Source organism: Companilactobacillus sp. HBUAS59699, from assembly GCF_036913575.1.
Classification (GTDB): Bacteria; Bacillota; Bacilli; order Lactobacillales; family Lactobacillaceae; genus Companilactobacillus.
Window position 1 is genome coordinate 210276 of record NZ_JAYKTV010000004.1, and the last position, 19210, is coordinate 229485.

Sequence of the window (19210 nt, forward strand, 5' to 3'; positions counted from 1 at the left end):
AGCTTTTGTCGAAAAAAATAGCGGAACAAATCTTGTTCCACAGATATGCGCCTTTTACATTCTACTCTTAATCAAACGACCAATATTCTCGGACACCTGTTCAATATTTTTTTGTGAATCTGAGATTGCTTCATCTAGGCTCTGAACACCTGATACACAAGTAAAAATTGCATCGATACCTAATGGATATAATTCAGAGATCTTATCACCGATACTTCCGGCAATGGCAATCACCGTTGCATTCGGATCAACTTCTTTAGTAACTTGACTGACACCGATCGGCGTCTTGCCAAATTTGGTTTGAAAGTCGATCTGACCTTCACCGGTTATTACTACATCAGCATCTTTAACTTGCTCTTTGAGACCCGTGTAGTCAACAACGATATCCACACCTGATTGAAGTTTAGCATTCGTAAAGGCCAATAATCCCGCGCCCAAACCACCAGCTGCACCGGCACCAGGTGTCTGTTTCAAATCTTTACCAAGGTCTCGTTTAATGACCTCGGCATAGTGTGACAATGATCGATCCAAAAATTCGACCATCTCTTCATTAGCACCTTTTTGTGGTCCAAAGACACGTGAAGCACCATTTTTACCAGTTAGTGGATTAGTTACATCCGAGGCTACGATTATTTTTATATCAGTCAATTCAGGCATCAGATCAGTTAGGTCGATCTTAGCTAGTTTGTCTAGCATCGCTCCGCCATACTTCAATTCTTCACCTTGTTCATCAACAAGACTAGCACCAAGTGCTTGAGCCATCCCAGCCCCACCGTCATTAGTAGCAGATCCGCCAATGCCGATGATGATCGTCTTTGCACCACGTTTAATAGCTGACTTCATCAGCTGTCCGGTTCCATAAGTTGTCGTAACATATGGATTCTTGGTGAAATCATTGACGAATTGAATCCCGGAGGCTTCTGCCATCTCGATCACCGCAACTTCGCCATTATCGATCAAACCATAATGAGCCTGTGTTGGCGAGCCCAATGGATTAACGACCGTTTCAGTTACAATTTCACCATCTTTGGCATCAACTAACGACTGAACCGTCCCTTCACCACCATCAGCCATAGGCACTTTAACAAAGTCTGCTTCTGGATAAACTTTTTTTAGACCATCCTGCATTGCTTGCGCAACCTGCTTAGCAGTTAAGGCATTCTTGAACGAATCTGGAGCTAGTACAAATTTCATAATATCCCTCCATTTTAAAAAACGAACAACTTATTGACACATTGTCCTTATACTTTTTTAATATTGGTGTCATTGCCAAAACCTTGCCACAATCACATATTTAACATGATACAACTATTTATTTTTTTAATAAAATCGCCGAATCATGGGTTTTGGATTTACACAGCCTAGATGAAACCTTTAAACTAGAGATGAATTACCTATTCTTTAAAAATATAATTACGTCACTAAATTATAGGAGATCAGATTATGAGACAAATACAATTTAATGGTCAACCAACTTCTATCATCGGCATGGGGACTTGGCGGATGGGAGAATCTTCTGAAAAGAGAGATTCTGAAATCGAAACGATCCGTTACGGATTAGATCACGGAATCAATCTTATCGATACGGCTGAGATGTATGGCGAAGGTGCCGCTGAAACCTTGATCGGTGAAGCTACCAAGTGCTATGACCGTTCTAAATACCAATTGATTTCTAAGTTTTATCCATATCATGCAACACCAGAATTGATCAAAAAAAGTCTGCATGACAGTCTTAACAGACTTCAAACAGACTACTTAGATGTTTACTTGCTACATTGGCGCGGAGATACTCCTCTAGAAGAAACGATTTCTGGATTAGAAGAAGTTAAAAAAGCTGGTTATATCAAGGATTGGGGCGTTTCTAATTTTGATATAGATGACCTGAAAGAACTAGCATCCCTACCCAACGGTGAAAACTGTAAAGTAAATCAAAATCTCTACAATCTCGAGAGTCGTGGCGTCGAATACAGTATCTTGCCATGGCAAAAAGAACACAGCATCTCATTCATGGGATACTCACCATTCGGCTCTGATAAGAATGCCTACTTGCAACCAAAAGAAATCGTCGGAGAACTAGCTGAACAAAAACACATTACCGTCTTCCAATTACTTCTAGCCTGGGCCATTAGAAATAACAACGTTTTAAGTATCCCTAAGACTAGTTCAGTCGAACACTTGAAGAGTAACTTAAAAGCTGTTGACGTGAAATTAACTAGCGATGAGTTAAACATCCTCGACCAATATTATCCTATTCCAACACATGAAGTTCCACTAGATACTATCTAATCTCTTACAGCTTTACTAACAACATAGCCGATTACCAAACCGATCAAGGCCGGAACGATCCAACCTAAGCCGAGATTGGAAAATGGTAAGAGGCTATTTATTTTGATTATTGATTGAATCTGAAATTCTTTGGGCATATTCTCAATTCCCGCAAAAATAGCCGGAAATAGTGTGAATAACAAAGTTATTCCGTATAAAAATTTGGAATGTCCCAATAGTGGTGAAAGAACTGATAACAGAATCAACACAATAGCGATTGGATAGATGAACATCAAGACCGGCGTTGAATACTTGATAATGTTAGTTAAACCAACGTTAGCCATAATGCAAGACAAGATACTAGCAACGATGATCATAACTTGATAATTAGCACGTGGAAACATTTCTACCATTGAATCACCAAAAGCTGAAATAGCTCCGATGGCTGTTTTTAAACAAGCAATGATAACAATGACTGCTAACAATAAACTACCGATTGAGCCAAAGTAATAACTGAAAACTTGTGCCAAAGTAACTCCACCATTATCAGCTAAGTCTAGTTTTCCCAAACTCATTGCACCAATCAGTGCCAAGAGAGCATACAAAACTCCCATCAAAATAATGCTTATTGTACCTGATTTGATAGTTTCTTTAGCAATCTGGGCTGGTTTAGTAATACCCAGATCCTTGATCGAATCGATCACAACGACGCCAAAGGCCAAAGATGCCAAAGCGTCCATCGTATTGTATCCTTCTGTAAAACCTGATAAAACTGGGCTGTGCTTATATGCACCTTGTGGTACAGATGATAAACTTCCCATCGGTTTGACAAAGGCCGTTACGATCAATATTCCTAACAGAATCAAGAATATTGGTGTTAGCCATTTTCCAACATAGGTCATCAGCTTGCTGGGCTTTCTAGCAAACCACCAGGAAACAGCAAAGAAAACAACTGAAAAAATTGCTAAAACAACTTCTTGGTTAGCTACCGGTGTAAATGGTGCTAATCCCATTTGAAACGATGACGTTGCTAATCTCGGAGTCGCAAAGAACGGTCCGATAGTCAAATATAGTAACAATGTAAAAACATAAGCAAACGGTCGATTGACCTTTTCTGATAGTTCAAACACACTATTGGAACGAGTTAATCCCATTCCAGCAACACCTAATAACGGTAATCCAATCCCAGTTATCAGAAATCCAATAATTGCTGGAACAACATTTTGTCCCGCTTGTTGTCCCATGAAAACTGGAAAAATCAGATTTCCAGCGCCAAAGAACAATCCAAACAGCATTGATCCAATAAATAGCGAATTACGCCATGATAATTTTTTATCCATAAAACTCCACCTCATAAATGAGCTAAAAAACTCAACCTAAATATAATAACAAAATTTCTCCACAATTATTCGTAGTTGTTGTAATATTTAGATAATTTATCCGAGAGTGGGTGTCTATCATGAATAATATTGGTACTGTTCCACTAGAAACCAAGCGGCTGCTATTGAGACGTTTAAAACCAGACGATGCACAGTCAATGTATGATAATTGGGCGAGCGACTCTGATGTCACTAAGTATTTGTCGTGGCCAGCTTATGACTCGATCGATCAAGCTCAAGAATTCTTGAATTATCGTGCCGCATCATATGACAATCCCTGCACTTATGACTGGGGTATCGTTGTCAAAGAAGACAACAATCTAATCGGCACTATTTCAGCGGTAGACTTCTCCGATACAGTCGACTCAGTTGAGATAGGCTACGTTATTGGTAAAAACTGGTGGCACAATGGTTATACTACTGAGGCACTTAAGCGCATCATCAAGTTCTTCTTTGAACAAACTGATGTCAATCGAATTGAAGCCTGCCACGACAGTGAGAATCCTAATTCAGGACGTGTTATGCACAAAAGCGGCATGAATTTTGAAGGTGTCCTTCGCAGCAAAGGTTATAACAATAATGGCATCTGCGATGAAGTCGTTTATTCGATTTTACGAAATGAATACTACTAAAAAACTCCCTCTTACGAGGAAGTTTTTTTATAACTTAGAAGTTAATTTTACATCCGGATACTTGCTAGCAAACCAATTTTCCGCAAACTTGTTTTCAAACAAGAATAGTGGTTGATCATCCATATCTTTGACGAGCATATTTCTAGTTGAAGACATTGCTGGATCAAGCTGCTCTGGATCAATCCAACGAGCTGTTCTAGAACCGATTGGATTCATCACAACGTCGCAGTTGTATTCATTCTTCATACGGAATTGGAAGACTTCGAACTGCAATTGACCAACTGCCCCAAGGATGTAGTCGTTAGTTGTGTAAGTCTTATACAATTGAACGGCACCTTCTTGAACTAGTTGTTGCATCCCCTTGTGGAATGACTTCTGCTTCATAACGTTCTTAGCTTGAACTTGCATGAACATTTCAGGTGTAAATTGTGGCAAGTCTTCGAATTGAACTGATTTTTTACCCGAATAGATCGTATCACCAATTTGAAAATTACCAGTATCATACAAGCCCACAATATCACCGGCAACGGCTGTCTTAACTTGTTCTCTTTGATCAGACATGAATTCAGTCGCATTATTCAAACGCATTACTTTGCCGGTTCTTTGAAGTGTAACATCCATTCCCTTATCGAATTCACCGGAACAAATTCTCACAAAGGCGATTCTATCACGATGATTAGGATTCATATTAGCTTGAATCTTGAAGACAAAGGCTGAGAATTCAGGGTCATCAGGTTTAACAACTTCGTCACTATCTTTCACTTTATGTTCAGCCGGAGCCGGTGCCATATCAAGGAAAGCATCCAAGAATGTTTGTACACCAAAGTTTGTCAACGCTGATCCAAAGAAGACTGGTGTTTGTTCACCCTTTTTGATCTTATCAAGATCAAATGTATTACCAGCTTCTTTGATCAAGTCAACTTCACCAACAGCTTGATCATAGACACCCTCGCCTTCTAATTCATTACCAGCAGGTAGTTTACCATCTTTATCCAATGGTAAGAATCTATCGTTACCGTCTTTACGGTATAATTCGACTTGATTGTTAGAAATATCATACAGACCCTTGAGTTCCTTACCCATACCGATTGGCCAATTCATTGCACAGCCTTCGATGTTGAGTAGGTCCTCCAATTCAGCAATCAAGTCCAGTGGATCACGACCATCACGATCCAACTTATTCATAAACGTGAAGATCGGAATACCACGTTTTTTAACAACTTTAAATAATTTCTTTGTCTGTGGCTCAATACCCTTAGCTGAGTCGATTACCATGACTGCAGCATCAACTGCCATCAAAGTACGATAAGTATCTTCAGAGAAGTCCTCATGTCCTGGTGTATCCAAGATGTTAACATCTTTATCACGATAGTGAAATTGCATAACAGAACTAGTTACAGAAATCCCACGTTTCTTTTCGATCTCCATCCAATCACTAGTTGCGAATTGACCAGACTTCTTAGCTTTAACTGTACCAGCGGAACGAATAACTCCACCAAAGTAAAGCATTTGTTCAGTAATTGTAGTCTTACCAGCATCCGGGTGAGAGATGATAGCAAAAGTACGACGTTTACTTACTTCTTGTTCTAATTGTTTTTGATCCATAATATCTCCTAAATATAAATTGCAATAAAAGAAGGCGAAACTAGATGTCGCCTTCAGCTTAATTAACTTTTTTGAATGTGCTTGCCATAACACTCTTCGTCTTAGCGTCAGGAAGTGTTACTAGAACTTGCTCAATTCTTGAACCATTCATCTCGCCTGAAGTCAATACAACTCCATCTTCAAGGGTAAATGACTTAGGATGATTTTCATCCGGTATCTCACCGATATTTGCGATTAAATATCCGGCAATCGTATCAACGTCCTCAGCATCCAACTCTTCCATAAACAAGTCATTGAAATCTTCGAGTGATAAACGACCGATAACAGAATACTTGTTAGCGCTGATACGTTGATAGTTAGTAGTAACTTCATCGTATTCATCATCGATTTCACCGACGATTTCCTCAATGATATCTTCAATAGTAGCTAAGCCAACGATACCACCATATTCATCCACTACCATGGTGATCTGTGTCTGAGTACTACGCATCTTAACCAAGACAGTATCGATGTTAGTTGATTCTTGAACAAAGAGCGGATCCGTCATAATATCTGTTAAATTAATATTTTCAAAACCTGATTCACGAGCTTTCTTTAATAAGTTCTTAATATGAACGATTCCGATGATCGTATCCTTATCTCCACCATAAACTGGAATTCTTGAATAAGGCTGATTTAGAATTGCATCGATATTTTCATCGATAGGATCATTAATATCGATCATAAATGTATCAATTCTAGGTACCATTATTTCACGAATAGTTGTGTCACCGAAACGAACGATTCCTTGCAACATTTGGTATTCTTCAGAGTTGATCGTTCCACTCTGACGAGATTTTTGAATCGTCGCCATCATTTCATTTCGAGTAACCTTATCGTCTTTTTGACTGAAATCGATCGGTGTTATCTTCATCAAAAGCTCGATCGAAACGGTCAATAACCAAACGAATGGTTTCAAAACCTTACCAAAAATCGATACTAGTGGTTCAGTTGCACTCGCCACTTTATAAGGACTGTGTAACGCTATACGCTTAGGATAAAGCTCTCCCAGTACCAATGTGAAGTATGATAAGATAATGGTAATTATAACGATAGACAATTCACGACTACCAGGAAACTTACCCATAACTCCTTCTAGAAGTGAACTTAAACTTGTAGCGGCACTAGCTGATGATAAGAATCCAGCTAAAGTGATTGCGACTTGAATAGTTGATAGAAAATTATTAGGTTGATTAATTGCCTGCAATATCTTAATAGCACGACGATTACCATCCTTTGCCTTCTCCTCTACGGAAGTCTTGTTCACAGAAACAATTGCCATTTCACCGGCAGCAAAAAAAGCATTAAGGAACGTAAGCACGACTATCAAAATCAACTGTCCAGTCAGCGTCGCTCCGGTAGGATCATCACTCATTGAATCTTTCACTCTCTTTCATGTTTTAAAATTAAATAGACAAAAACATTATAGCAGGTGTTATTGGTTTCAACAATAAAGGTTTTTCATGATAGAATATAAGTTAATTGCACACAGGGAGTTTTTATAATGTCTAACAAAAAGATTTCTATTATTTATTTACTATTTTTTATTATCCCCTACATTATTTGTTTACTAGTCGTAGGAATAGCTTATAACGCTTTGGTTCTCCACGCATTGACTTGGAGAGTTGTTGTTGGTGGCTTTATTGGCGCTTTTGGTATGTTTGCTGTCAAAGTAATTGCACAACGACCAGTCCTAATAATGTATCGCAGTACTAAGCAGAAGTTCCTCAAGAGTCTGATCAACTTTTTCATTCTTGAACGAAGTAAATGGGTCATTGGCTTCAACTTGATCATCGACTTTTTCTTATCGATCGGAAGTATTTATTTAGTAGCTAATGTCTTCACCCTTTCACAAATAATTGGTAAGACTCTCGGCTGGTTAGTCTTGATATTAATGGTTTCCTTGACTCTTGCTTCCTACCTAGAATTCGAAACACTTTCGATCTACACTGAAAAAAAGAATAAATAATTCTTGACTTATTTAAAAAATAATAATAATCTTAAGGCAACTTAGTTGATGGAGGTATTCGACATGATGAAAATGAACAATGTTAAAGAAATGCAAGCATGTTGTTGTGTAGTAATTAAAAATTACTATACTTTTTCGACATGTCTAATACCACTCAATTGATAAACAAGTAGTGAAAACTATAAATCTCAAGAGAGCTGACATTAGTCAGCTCTCTTTTTTTTATGCTTACTACCAGAAAGGAGCTAGTTGTGGAACACATTAGAATCGGCATTTTAAACTTGATGAAGAACAAACTTGAAACTAATCAAAATTTTGAACGAGTATTGAACAGTGACGAAGTAGAATTGACCTTTTACTATTCAGCTACTCGTTATGTTGACCGAGAACTTGATCCCCAAATCACTTCAACAATGAAACCTCTAGATTTAAATGAAATCAATCAATTCGACGGTTTCATCATAACCGGAAGTCCTGTTGAAAAGCTTGATTTTGAAGAAGTAACCTACAATCAAGAAATCAATGATTTGTTGGATAAGTTAGATGGATTGAACATCACGCAGCTTTACGTCTGTTGGGGCGCCATGGCTGCCCTTAATCACTTTTATCAAATCAAAAAAAATATTCTACCACATAAAACTTTTGGAGTTTATCAAAACAACATTGTTGATAATTCTTGCTTACTCAAGAATATCGACAATGAATTCCCCGCCCCACATGCAAGATACGCTGAAATGAATCATCGTGACATTAACCAAAATGAAAACTTGGATACGAAAGCAATCAGTGAGAATGGTCTTTTAACTTTGGTGGAATCAAATATTAAACCACAGTCATTTGTCTTCTCACATCTCGAATATCCTCAAAGCGGTCTCGACGATGAACTAAAACGTGAACTGAGCAGCGGCAAAGTGCCAGATGCCAAAAGAGCTGTTAACTACTATTCACCGATCGATGACCATCCTATGTTCACTTGGAAAGAAACACAAAGAGCTTTTTTCCAAAACTGGTTAAACTGCGTTATCGAAAAAAAACTAATTAAAATCTAGAAAGAGAGAATATTTATTATGACTAAAATTGCTGACAATATTACAGAACTAATTGGAAATACACCTATCGTAAAACTAAACAACGTCGTACCTGAGGATGCTGCTGACGTTTATGTAAAACTGGAATTCTTCAATCCTGGTAGTTCGATCAAAGACCGAATCGCCCTAGCAATGATCGAAGATGCCGAAAAATCTGGCAAGATCAAACCTGGTGATACTATCGTTGAACCTACTTCTGGTAACACTGGAATCGGTCTATCACTAGTATCAGCTGCCAAAGGTTATCACCTTATTATTATGATGCCTGACACAATGAGTATTGAACGTCGCAAATTAATGCAAGGTTACGGAACTGAACTTGTTCTTACACCTGGTAGTGAAGGTATGGGCGGTGCCATTAAACGCGCTAGAGCTTTAGCTGAAGAAAAGGGCTACTTCCTACCAATGCAATTTGAGAACCCAGCTAATCCAGCCATCCATGAAAAAACAACTGGTAAAGAAATCGTCGATGCCTTTAGTGACGATAAAGTAGACGCCTTCGTTGCCGGAGTCGGTACTGGTGGTACTCTTTCAGGTGTTAGTCATGCACTTACAAAGGCCTATCCTGATGTCAAAGTATTTGCCCTTGAAGCTGCAGAATCTCCTCTATTAAAGGAAGGAAAAACTGGAGCTCACAAGATTCAAGGAATCAGTGCTGGTATGATCCCTGACACTTTGGACCAAGACTCATATTCAGATATCGTTGAAGTAACTAGTGACGATGCTATCAAGATGGCGCAAGAAGTTAGTCACAAGGAAGGTTTCCTACCTGGTATCTCAGCTGGTGCCAATATCTATGGTGCTATCGAAATCGCCAAGAAACTTGGAAAGGGCAAGAAAGTAGTAACAGTTGCTCCAGATAATGGTGAGAGATATCTATCAACTGATTTATTTAATTTTTAAAAGTCAAATCTTTTCAATCAAACGTAAAGGTATGAGAGAATAGAAAATGATAATTTTATATGGGGAGAGTTTTTAATATGAAGAAAAGAATTATTTTGCTTTTGACAACAATTGCTGCATTGGTATTGATCCTTACCGGATGCTCAAGCAACAGCGATAGTAGTCAAGTAAGCACAAAGACAAAGGGTACATTGACGATCGGACTTGAGGGTACTTATGCACCTTATTCATATCGTGAAGATGGTAAGCTAAAGGGATTTGAGGTTGACCTTGGCAAAGACATCGCTAAAGAATTAGGCTTGAAAGCTAAATTTGTTCCTACAAAGTGGGATTCACTTATTGCTGGTTTGAACTCAAATACATTTGATGTTGTTCTCAACAACGTTGCAATGAACAAATCACGTGAGAAACAATATATTTTCTCAACACCTTACATCTACTCAAGATCAGCATTGATCATGAAAAAAGACAATACTGACATCAAAGACATTACAGATATTAAAGGCAAAAAAGTAGCTGCTGGTACTGGTACTGATAACTACAATAAGGCTGAAAAATTCGGTGCTGACATTGTTCCATCATCAGATTTCCAAACTTCAATGTCGATGATCGATCAAGGACGTGTTGAAGCTGCCGTTAACTCAAAGGAAGCCTTCTTAACATGGAAGAAAGATCACAAGAATACCGATCTTAAGTATCAAGTTATTTCATCTAAGTACATCGCTGCATCTAAGATTGCTCCAATTTACAATAAGAAATCAACTGCACTTCGCGATGACGTCAACAAGGCTATTAAGAAGCTTTACAAAGACGGTACTATGAAGAAATTATCAATGAAGTACTTTGGTGAGGACATCACTAAGAAATAATTATTTTTAATCAATCGATTTTGAGAGGGGTTTTCGTTTCATGTGGCATACTATCGTTTCATCACTGCCGGAAATGATTGGAGCAATGCTTCAATTCACTATTCCACTGGCCATTATTTCGTTCATTTTTGGACTTATCTTGGCTGTTCTTACAGCATTGATCAAGTTTATAGAACCTAGTGAGAATAAGGCACTACGCTATCCTTGGTTGGTCCTCAGAGCAATAGCCAACTTCTACGTTTGGCTATTCCGTTCCACACCATTGCTAGTTCAATTGTTCATCATCTTCTTTGGACTTCCTAGTGTTGGCATTCAACTACCTGCTTTCTTAGCAGCCGTAATTGGATTCTCACTCAATACTGGTGCTTATGCATCTGAAACCATTCGTTCAGCGCTCTTATCTGTTCCGCAGGATCAATGGGATGCAGCTTATACTTTGAATTTTACAACTCGTCAAACTCTGATGAAGATCGTTCTTCCGCAAGCTGTTAGAATCGCATTGCCACCATTATCCAATTCATTCATTGGCTTGGTAAAGGATACTTCATTGGCTAGTTCAATCACTATCTTGGAAATGTTCCAAGTCAGTCAACAGATCACAGCCAAGAATTATCAACCATTATTAATGTACTCATTGGCAGCAGCATTGTATGCCATCGTCTGCACCCTTCTAAGCTGGTTACAACACTACTTAGAACGCCGCACATCCAAATACGTTAAGGGAGGTCAAAACTAGTGATTTCAGCAAAACATATCAACAAGCAATACGAAGGCAAAACCGTTTTGAATGATATTTCGGTTGACTTCCCAGATGGCAAAACTACCGTTATCTTAGGACCATCAGGTTCAGGTAAGTCAACACTGCTTCGTTCATTAGACATGCTAGTTCGTCCAGAGAGCGGAACTGTAAGCTTCCCTGACATCGAGATCGATTACAGCAAGCCTATTTCTAAAAAAGATAGTTTCAATCTCAGACGCAAAACTAGTATGGTGTTCCAAAACTGGAACTTGTTCCCTAACCTAACAGTCTTAGAGAACATTACTACTGCACCAATAACGGTTTTGAAACGTTCTAAGAGTGATTCAGACTTACTCGCTAAACAACTACTAAAGGAAGTTGGACTAGAAGGATTAGAAGATCGCTATCCTAGCCAACTATCCGGTGGACAACAACAACGTATTTCAATTTGTCGAGCTTTAGCAATGCATCCAGAATACATTTTGTTAGATGAGCCGACTAGTGCTCTTGATCCAGAACTAGAGACACAAGTATTGAGAATACTTGAAAAACTCTGTGAACAAGGTCAATCAATGATCATCGTTACCCACAATATGGAGTTTGCTAGACTGGTTTCAGACAAGATCGTCTTCATTGAAGATGGCAATAAGTTATACGATGGCGATACCAAGGACTTCTTCAATCATCCTACACAACGTATCAAAGACTTCTTATCCGGAATTTCTTTGGACGAAGAAACTGACAGTATCAAATAAGTAATTGCTACATTCGAAAAACCCGAAAAAAATAAGCTAAGACTAATTTAAGTCTTAGCTTATTTTTTATTTATCGGACAATCCAATAATTAATGGTGTGACAGTTCTTTATATCTCTGCATCCAAAGATCAACATAAGCCTGAGAAAATGGACCTTTGCCCTTATCAATCCAATCGATCAAAACGTCGACATTGCGATGTAATATCGTATCTATTTCTGGTGGATAGTTCCAATACTTACTGTGTGCAGCATATTCGTCTACATCTAATAAGCGCTTCTCACCATCAGGAAAGACCTTTATATCTAAGTCGTAATCAATATATTTGATGGCCTCTTTGTCTAAAGCAAACGGTGTTGCTAGATTGCAGTAGTATGACACTCCGCTATCCCTTATCATGGTTATAATATTAAACCAGTAATGTTTATGAAAATAAACCAATGCTGGTTCTCTAGTTACCCAACGACGACCGTCTGATTCAGTAACAAGAGTATTCTCATTACAGCCGATTATCTCATTCTCACTTGTCTTCAGCACCATTGTTTCACGCCAAGTACGATGTAAATGACCATCATGCTTATAACTCTGGATTGCCACGTAATCTCCTTCTTTAGGTATCTGCATAAATTACCCGGCTTTCCACTTCTTGTTCACGAAAAATTATAACAGAGCTGTGAAACAATTAAAAGATAATCCGTACTAAAAACACCCTCAATACTTATACAGCATTCTAAATTAGACTTTTACCAAAAATTAATCTTCATCACTCAAAGCCTGCTTAATAGCATCATATCTATAGCCTTTGGTCATCAAATAATTAATCAACTTGGCCGGATTATCGTATCGGTGCTCTACCTTCTTTATCAGCAATTGCAGGTTTTCTTTTTCAGAATCCTCATCACGTTCTAACTCCAGGTCAGCGATTGCCTGATTGACTATCTCACCACTGTATCCTTTTTGATATAAGCTTTGTTTTAGCTTAGTCATCATCTGTTGGAATGACTTACGGCGCTGTTTTCTAACTTGCTTTCCCGCAAATACAGTCGCATTTTCTAACAACTTATCTTGATCGATCGCAGCCAATTTATCTTCAATGATCGTTGCTGGAACTCCCTTTTGGATCATTTTTTGCTGAATAATCTTAGGACCATTAGCGGTCGTATTCAATTGTGTATTAATAAAACTTTGGGCGTAAGATTCATCATCCAAATAATGGAGTTTTTCCAGGCGCTCTATGACTGAATAGACGACTGGTGAACCATATTCTTTCTTATATAAATAATCACGCATTTCTTTTTTAGTACGTAATTCATAACTTAGATAATTTACCGCATCGCCATACGCTTTATTAATATTTTCTCGTGACTTGATCTCTTTGATCTGTTTGTCATCTAATTCCACCCCATTCATCAGCCTGAAATCAACTAATGTAGTCTCACCAACCGGGAAGGCGTATTCGCCGTCAAGATAAACATTATAACGACCTTTACGTTTTTGTGCCTGTATTTTCGTGACTTTTGCCAATATCATTACCTCACATGTTATACTCTAATGTAGTTTATCGCACTTCTAAAAAAAGGAAAAATCAAATGGATAATAATATAACTGAAGAATTACAAGTGGGCGATCGCTTCCCACTAACAATCAAGCGTATCGGTATCAATGGTGAAGGAATCGGCTTTTTCAAGCACGTTATCGTCTTCGTACCCAAAGCGGTACCAGAAGACGTTATCGTCTGTGAAATCACTGAAATTCACCCTAAGTTCTTAAATGGTAAGATTCATAAAATCAGAAAAGCTAGTCCTTACCGTAATCCTGATGTGCCAGAACTGGCTAGCCAAGTCGGTGGCTTGGAATTTGCCCACATCAATTATGAAGATCAATTAAAATTCAAGGCTGACATCTTACGCGAATCACTCGAGAAATATAAGCCTTATGCCTATGAACACTACAACATCAGACCAACTGTAGCTTCTCCACAACAAGAAAAATACCGTAATAAAGCACAATTTCCAATTCAAGAAATCGACGGAAAAATTCTCTGCGGACTCTACAAAAACGGAACTCAAGAATTAGTTGATCTCGAAGAAATGCCAACACAAATGGAACTTACTATGGAAGCTATGCGCAAGATAGTCGGTATTATTAAAGAACTTGGCATTCCTGTATATAACCCTGAAGCCAAATCCGGAATTCTACGGATGATCGTAATTCGTCAATCTGTTGAATTCAACAAACTACAAGTTACTTTCATTACTCGTACAACTAAGTTCCTCAAAGAACGTCAAATAATCGAAAAAATCCAAGAACAAATTCCAGAAGTCAGTTCCATTTCTCAAAATGTTAATACTGACGACAAAGGCAGCGTTTGGGGCGATGACACACGTCTTGTCTGGGGAGATGAATACCTCCAAGAAGACATCAACGGCTATATCTTCAATCTATCACCTCGTGCCTTCTTACAATTGAATTCACTTCAAACTGATAAGCTGTATGACATTGCTACGACAGCCTTAAATCCTGAAGAACGAGACATTTTGTTGGACGCATATTGTGGTGTGGGAACGATCGGTATTACTCTCGCCAATAAAGTTAAACATGTCTACGGAATTGAGATCATCCCTGAAGCAATTGCTGATGCTAAGAAGAATGCTGAATTAAACGATATTGAGAATGCTGATTACTATGTAGGTTCAGTTGACCAAGTTTATCCTGAACTATTGACTGACCACATCAAGCCTAATGCAGTTATCGTTGATCCACCACGTACCGGATTAGACGGCAAACTGATCGATACCTTGTTGAGACATCGACCAGAAAAGTTGGTTTACATCTCATGTAATCCTTCCACATTAGCCAAAGACCTAACTCGTCTAACGAACAAGTACCGTGTTGATTACCTTCAACCAGTCGATATGTTCCCACAAACTCCACACGTTGAAACAGTCGTTAAACTAAGTAGAAGATAATAAGTATGAGAACGTGACAAAACACGTTTTGAGTATAACCGAAAAAGATTTGATATTTACTACGTAAATATCAGATCTTTTTTTGTTAAACAGAAGAAATTGTATTTTGCCATGCGTTTACGTTGTAAATTCATACGACTATCGAATTATGTCACAGTTTTTATATTACTAATAACTTATAATAAGCATAATGCTTTACTGAGTATAAAAATTTTGATAAGCTTAAAAAGTACGCACGGAACAAATGCGTTAAGATCCACCCAACCCCACTTGAAGAAAGCGAGGAATTAGATGGACCAAAAAGCTTATAGAACAGAACTAAAAGAATTACAAAAACAAAATAACATTCAAGATTTTCACAATGGTTTAAGCTCCGCCGAAGCAAGTAAACGCCTTGAAGAACACGGTCGAAACAAATTAGAAACTATTAAAACTCCCAAATGGAAAATGTTTCTGCACCAATTTAATAACATGGTAATTTATGTTTTGATTTTTGCGGCTATCATCACACTATTACTTGGACACTATTCAGATTCAATTATCATTGGATTAGTAGTGATCATCAATTCACTGATCGGTTACTTCCAAGAAGCCAGTGCCTCCAATGCTTTGGAACGTATCAAAGATATGTTATCCATCAATGCCAAAGTTCATCGTGATGGCATCAGAAAGGAAATATCAGCTGAAGAACTAGTTGTCGGTGATGTCGTTTTCTTAGAAGCTGGCGATAATGTACCAGCGGATCTGCGAATTATCAATTCCGATAATCTACGTATCCAAGAATCGTCATTGACTGGAGAGACTAACTCAGTTTCTAAAAATTCACAGATACTCAGTAAAGAAGCCGCCCTAGCCGATCAAACTAATATTGCCTTTGCCTCTACTTCAGTAACTAAGGGTAGTGGTACCGGACTAGTCGTGGCAACTGCTGAAAATACCGAGATCGGTAAAATTTCGACTGAAGTCGGCGCCGTTAAAGCTCGTAAAACACCTCTGATGCAAGTGATCGATAAACTTGGAGCCGGAGTGTCATACTTCATCGTCTTCGCCGCACTGGCAACATTTGCCATCGGCTGGTACTTTGGAGCATATTCGATCTCCGTCCTATCAATGGCAGTAGTATCTATGGTAGTTGGTACTATTCCTGAAGGGTTACCTGCCACAACTTCAGTTATCCTGGCCAAAGGTGTCAACGATATGGCAAAGAATCAAAATACGATCATCAAGACTCTTCCAGCCGTTGAAACATTAGGATCCGTTGATGTAATTGCGACTGACAAAACTGGAACTCTGACTAAGAACGAAATGACTGTTACCGATATCGTCATCGATGATCAAAATTACCAAGTGACAGGAACTGGTTACGACCCTATTGGTAAAATTACGCAAAATAACCAAGAAATAACTATTTCTAAAAAAATGAAATTATTCTTAGAATCAGGTTATCAAGCCAATGATACACATTTGATCAATGAAAACGGCAATTGGAATATCACTGGCGAACCCACTGATGGTGCCTTCTTATCGCTCTATCACAAAGTCTATGATCACAATGAAGAATCCGAATACGAAAAAATCGATATTCTACCATTCGATTCTGACTTCAGATACATTGCTCGACTAGTCAAGAAAAATGACAAGCACTACTTATTCGTCAAGGGTTCTCCTGATAAGCTATTCCAAATGGCAAAACAAATGGATGCAAGTTTTGATGAAGAAACTTGGTCCAAGCGTGTACAAGATTTTTCCGAGCACGGAAAACGAGTTATCGCGGTTGGATACAAGGAAGTTTCAACAAACATTACCAAAATAACGCACAACCTCATCAATAACGGACTGAACTTCTTAGGACTTGCGGCAATTATCGATCCGCCGCGTGAAGAAGTCATTGAAGCATTAAAAGAAATTCGTTCCGCTGGTGTTGAAGTCAAAATGATTACTGGTGATAGTCCGATAACTGCTTCCGCAATCGGCGAGAAATTAGGTTTAGCTGAAAAGATCAGTGCTATCACTGGTCCACAATGGGACCAATTATCTGACAGCGAACGCATTGTGGCAGCTAATGAGAATCAAGTTTTCGCTAGAACTACTCCTAGTAACAAGATTGAAATAATTGAAGCACTGCAAGCTAGTAACAAGGTAACGGCTATGACTGGTGACGGCGTCAACGATGCTCCAGCACTGAAACAGGCTGATATTGGTGTAGCCATGGGAATCAAAGGTACTGATGTGGCTAAAGATTCTGCCGATATGATCTTAACTGACGATAACTTTGCGACTATTTCCAAGGCTATCAAAGAAGGTCGACGAATCTTCGATAACATTAAGAAGAGCATTCTCTATCTTCTGCCGATCTCATTTTCTGAAGGATTGATCATTGCCTATGCCATTTTGACTAAAAGTGACATCCCGTTACACCCTACCCAATTGCTCTGGATCAATATGGTTTCAGCCATCACGATTCAATTTGCATTGACTTTTGAACCGGCTGAAGAAGGCATCATGAACCGTAAGCCTAGAGAAACTGGCGGTAAGTTAATGAGTAAGCACAACATCTTCCAAGTGACCTATGTTTCAATACTAATGGCAATAATTAGTTTGGTCATCGATTCTTACTTACGTGGCAATGGTGTCAGTGCCATTATTTCCAGTACGACCATGGTCAATGTTTTGATCGTTGGTAAGATATTCTACCTATTCAATATCCGTTCTAATAAACCTGTCTTATCTAAGGATTTCTTCTCCAATCCCAAAGCATTTTACTTCATCGGTCTGATGATGATCTTGCAACTGATCCTAACTTACGTTCCATTCATGCAAAACATCTTCTATACTGGATCGATCGGTATTATGGAATGGAGCTTAGCAATTTTAGGTGGGATAATTATTCTGAGTGTTGCCGAATTAGACAAGTATCTTAGAAATTTAAAATTCAGCAAAGCTGAAGAATTATCTTTTGAAGAATAAAAAATATCTGTGAGGAATAAACTTTTTCTCACAGATATTTTTTTATGCTCTCAATTAAATCACTCTATCTCGGCCAAGTAGTTTTTGATAAATTCAATAAATGCTGTAATCGTTGGTGTAAATACTTGTCCCGAATGCCAGGCTAATACTGAATGCAACACTGGTGCATCTTTCAGTGGAATAAACTTCACATTGTCATAATTGGCATCCAGTTTTAAACATATCAATACTCCCATACCGTTTTGGACTAACTTAACATCGTTGTAAATCAAATTATAATTCACAACGTTATTTATGTTTTCTGAACTTTTACCTAGCCAGTTAATTAATTCATGATTAACATTCTCTCTGCCAGGCAGCATGACGAGCTGGTCTTCTAAATCCTCTGGCCGAATATAATCTTTGTTCGCCAGAATTGAATCATTCCTTACACAAACACACCAAGTCTCATCGACATTCATTCTCACAAAATCGTATTTCTCAACATCGACTGGATTCAAAAACAATCCAATATCCAACATTCCTTGATCCATGCGATTTCTAATATTAGTTGTATTTCCACTGAATATATCAAATGTGACCTTGGGATGTTGCTGATGAAACTTCACGATCATTTTTGATAACAAATCAGTACTCTTTAACTCGCCACACCCGATTGCTATTTCACCATCCAAATCACTCTCACGATGAGAAACTTCAGTTACTGTTTTGTCAGCTAATGTAACAATTTCTTGGGCACGCCGTTTCAAAATCATTCCTTCATTAGTCAACTTCATTTTACGTTCAACTTTTTCAAACAACTTAACATTCAGTTCAATCTCTAATTGTTGCATCTGTCTAGACAATGTCGGTTGAGTAATATTCAATGACTTAGCAGCATTCGTAATGTTCTCTTCTCTCGCAACTGCTAAGAAATAATTCAGAGTCCTAATTTCCATAATTGCCTCCCCGCTTTGTTAATTGCTACTACAATTATAGTTTTGAAGCATGATTAACCATTAATTATAAGTATTGTACATCAGTATTCTACTG

17 protein-coding genes are annotated in these 19210 nt (G+C 38.2%); 10 read left to right on the forward strand and 7 right to left on the reverse strand.

Annotation, left to right across the window (positions count from 1 at the left end):
* Nucleotides 1–54 precede the first annotated feature (54 nt).
* Nucleotides 55–1194 carry a glycerate kinase family protein gene (locus U8519_RS09405; protein ID WP_334330070.1) on the reverse strand — a complete coding sequence of 380 codons (1140 nt, stop codon included), beginning with the start codon at nt 1192–1194 and terminating at the stop codon, nt 55–57.
* Nucleotides 1195–1443: 249 nt separating this feature from the next.
* On the opposite strand from U8519_RS09405, the gene U8519_RS09410 reads away from it, so the two are divergent.
* The gene (locus U8519_RS09410) at nt 1444–2286 is read left to right on the forward strand and encodes an aldo/keto reductase (RefSeq protein ID WP_334330071.1); all 843 of its coding nucleotides are present in this window, start codon (nt 1444–1446) and stop codon (nt 2284–2286) included.
* Here the strand turns inward: U8519_RS09410 and brnQ are convergent.
* Nucleotides 2283–3605, reverse strand: a complete 1323-nt coding sequence (gene brnQ / locus U8519_RS09415; RefSeq protein ID WP_334330072.1) for a branched-chain amino acid transport system II carrier protein — start codon at nt 3603–3605, stop codon at nt 2283–2285. The two genes, U8519_RS09410 and brnQ, sit on opposite strands and share 4 nt — an antisense overlap.
* A gap of 119 nt (nt 3606–3724) precedes the next feature.
* Here brnQ and U8519_RS09420 point away from each other — a divergent pair, with 119 nt between their 5' ends.
* Nucleotides 3725–4276: a GNAT family N-acetyltransferase gene (locus tag U8519_RS09420; protein WP_334330073.1), complete on the forward strand. Its 552-nt coding sequence runs from the start codon at nt 3725–3727 to the stop codon at nt 4274–4276.
* Nucleotides 4277–4303: 27 nt separating this feature from the next.
* Here the strand turns inward: U8519_RS09420 and U8519_RS09425 are convergent, their stop codons facing one another.
* Together U8519_RS09425 and U8519_RS09430 are read right to left on the reverse strand one after the other, a co-directional pair.
* Complete coding sequence (locus U8519_RS09425) at nt 4304–5881, reverse strand: peptide chain release factor 3 (RefSeq protein WP_334330074.1); 1578 nt, start codon at nt 5879–5881, stop codon at nt 4304–4306.
* 58 nt (nt 5882–5939) lie between these two features.
* On the reverse strand, nt 5940–7307 hold the full coding sequence (locus U8519_RS09430; RefSeq protein WP_334330075.1) for a hemolysin family protein: 1368 nt from the start codon (nt 7305–7307) through the stop codon (nt 5940–5942).
* A 117-nt stretch (nt 7308–7424) separates the two neighbouring features.
* On the opposite strand from U8519_RS09430, the gene U8519_RS09435 reads away from it, so the two are divergent.
* The 6 genes from U8519_RS09435 (at nt 7425) to U8519_RS09460 (ending at nt 12243) form a co-directional block, all read left to right on the forward strand.
* Entirely contained in the window at nt 7425–7889 is a 465-nt protein-coding gene (locus U8519_RS09435; RefSeq protein ID WP_334330076.1) for a hypothetical protein, read from the forward strand.
* Nucleotides 7890–8140: 251 nt separating this feature from the next.
* Nucleotides 8141–8938 carry a homoserine O-acetyltransferase/O-succinyltransferase family protein gene (locus U8519_RS09440; RefSeq protein WP_334330077.1) on the forward strand — a complete coding sequence of 266 codons (798 nt, stop codon included), beginning with the start codon at nt 8141–8143 and terminating at the stop codon, nt 8936–8938.
* Nucleotides 8939–8956: 18 nt separating this feature from the next.
* Nucleotides 8957–9880: a cysteine synthase A gene (cysK, locus tag U8519_RS09445; RefSeq protein WP_334330078.1), complete on the forward strand. Its 924-nt coding sequence runs from the start codon at nt 8957–8959 to the stop codon at nt 9878–9880.
* Between the two features lie 77 nt (nt 9881–9957).
* Nucleotides 9958–10749, forward strand: a complete 792-nt coding sequence (locus tag U8519_RS09450; RefSeq protein WP_334330079.1) for a transporter substrate-binding domain-containing protein — start codon at nt 9958–9960, stop codon at nt 10747–10749.
* A 40-nt stretch (nt 10750–10789) separates the two neighbouring features.
* Complete coding sequence (locus U8519_RS09455; protein WP_334330080.1) at nt 10790–11485, forward strand: amino acid ABC transporter permease; 696 nt, start codon at nt 10790–10792, stop codon at nt 11483–11485.
* On the forward strand, nt 11485–12243 hold the full coding sequence (locus U8519_RS09460) for an amino acid ABC transporter ATP-binding protein (protein WP_334330081.1): 759 nt from the start codon (nt 11485–11487) through the stop codon (nt 12241–12243). Before U8519_RS09455 ends, U8519_RS09460 begins: the two co-directional genes overlap by 1 nt.
* An 89-nt stretch (nt 12244–12332) precedes the next feature.
* Here the strand turns inward: U8519_RS09460 and ntdP are convergent, their stop codons facing one another.
* Nucleotides 12333–12866, reverse strand: a complete 534-nt coding sequence (gene ntdP, locus U8519_RS09465) for a nucleoside tri-diphosphate phosphatase (RefSeq protein ID WP_334330082.1) — start codon at nt 12864–12866, stop codon at nt 12333–12335.
* A 129-nt stretch (nt 12867–12995) separates the two neighbouring features.
* Nucleotides 12996–13772 (reverse strand): recombination regulator RecX, encoded by a 777-nt coding sequence (gene recX, locus U8519_RS09470; RefSeq protein WP_334330083.1) that lies wholly within the window; start codon nt 13770–13772, stop codon nt 12996–12998.
* 59 nt (nt 13773–13831) lie between these two features.
* Here recX and rlmD point away from each other — a divergent pair, with 59 nt between their 5' ends.
* Nucleotides 13832–15211, forward strand: coding sequence for a 23S rRNA (uracil(1939)-C(5))-methyltransferase RlmD (rlmD, locus tag U8519_RS09475; RefSeq protein ID WP_334330084.1), 1380 nt, complete (start codon nt 13832–13834; stop codon nt 15209–15211).
* 291 nt (nt 15212–15502) lie between these two features.
* The gene (locus U8519_RS09480; RefSeq protein WP_334330085.1) at nt 15503–18178 is read left to right on the forward strand and encodes an HAD-IC family P-type ATPase; all 2676 of its coding nucleotides are present in this window, start codon (nt 15503–15505) and stop codon (nt 18176–18178) included.
* Nucleotides 18179–18237: 59 nt separating this feature from the next.
* Here the strand turns inward: U8519_RS09480 and U8519_RS09485 are convergent, their stop codons facing one another.
* Complete coding sequence (locus tag U8519_RS09485) at nt 18238–19116, reverse strand: LysR family transcriptional regulator (protein WP_334330086.1); 879 nt, start codon at nt 19114–19116, stop codon at nt 18238–18240.
* Nucleotides 19117–19210: the final 94 nt, after the last annotated feature.

What these genes read in the sequence shown, in the direction of transcription:
- U8519_RS09405 (WP_334330070.1), bottom strand. Translation starts at nt 1,194, where the DNA reads ATGAAATTTGTACTAGCTCCAGATTCGTTCAAGAATGCCTTAACTGCT.
- U8519_RS09410 (WP_334330071.1), top strand. Translation starts at nt 1,444, where the DNA reads ATGAGACAAATACAATTTAATGGTCAACCAACTTCTATCATCGGCATG.
- brnQ (WP_334330072.1), bottom strand. Translation starts at nt 3,605, where the DNA reads ATGGATAAAAAATTATCATGGCGTAATTCGCTATTTATTGGATCAATG.
- U8519_RS09420 (WP_334330073.1), top strand. Translation starts at nt 3,725, where the DNA reads ATGAATAATATTGGTACTGTTCCACTAGAAACCAAGCGGCTGCTATTG.
- U8519_RS09425 (WP_334330074.1), bottom strand. Translation starts at nt 5,881, where the DNA reads ATGGATCAAAAACAATTAGAACAAGAAGTAAGTAAACGTCGTACTTTT.
- U8519_RS09435 (WP_334330076.1), top strand. Translation starts at nt 7,425, where the DNA reads ATGTCTAACAAAAAGATTTCTATTATTTATTTACTATTTTTTATTATC.
- cysK (WP_334330078.1), top strand. Translation starts at nt 8,957, where the DNA reads ATGACTAAAATTGCTGACAATATTACAGAACTAATTGGAAATACACCT.
- U8519_RS09450 (WP_334330079.1), top strand. Translation starts at nt 9,958, where the DNA reads ATGAAGAAAAGAATTATTTTGCTTTTGACAACAATTGCTGCATTGGTA.
- U8519_RS09455 (WP_334330080.1), top strand. Translation starts at nt 10,790, where the DNA reads ATGTGGCATACTATCGTTTCATCACTGCCGGAAATGATTGGAGCAATG.
- ntdP (WP_334330082.1), bottom strand. Translation starts at nt 12,866, where the DNA reads ATGCAGATACCTAAAGAAGGAGATTACGTGGCAATCCAGAGTTATAAG.
- recX (WP_334330083.1), bottom strand. Translation starts at nt 13,772, where the DNA reads ATGATATTGGCAAAAGTCACGAAAATACAGGCACAAAAACGTAAAGGT.
- rlmD (WP_334330084.1), top strand. Translation starts at nt 13,832, where the DNA reads ATGGATAATAATATAACTGAAGAATTACAAGTGGGCGATCGCTTCCCA.
- U8519_RS09480 (WP_334330085.1), top strand. Translation starts at nt 15,503, where the DNA reads ATGGACCAAAAAGCTTATAGAACAGAACTAAAAGAATTACAAAAACAA.
- U8519_RS09485 (WP_334330086.1), bottom strand. Translation starts at nt 19,116, where the DNA reads ATGGAAATTAGGACTCTGAATTATTTCTTAGCAGTTGCGAGAGAAGAG.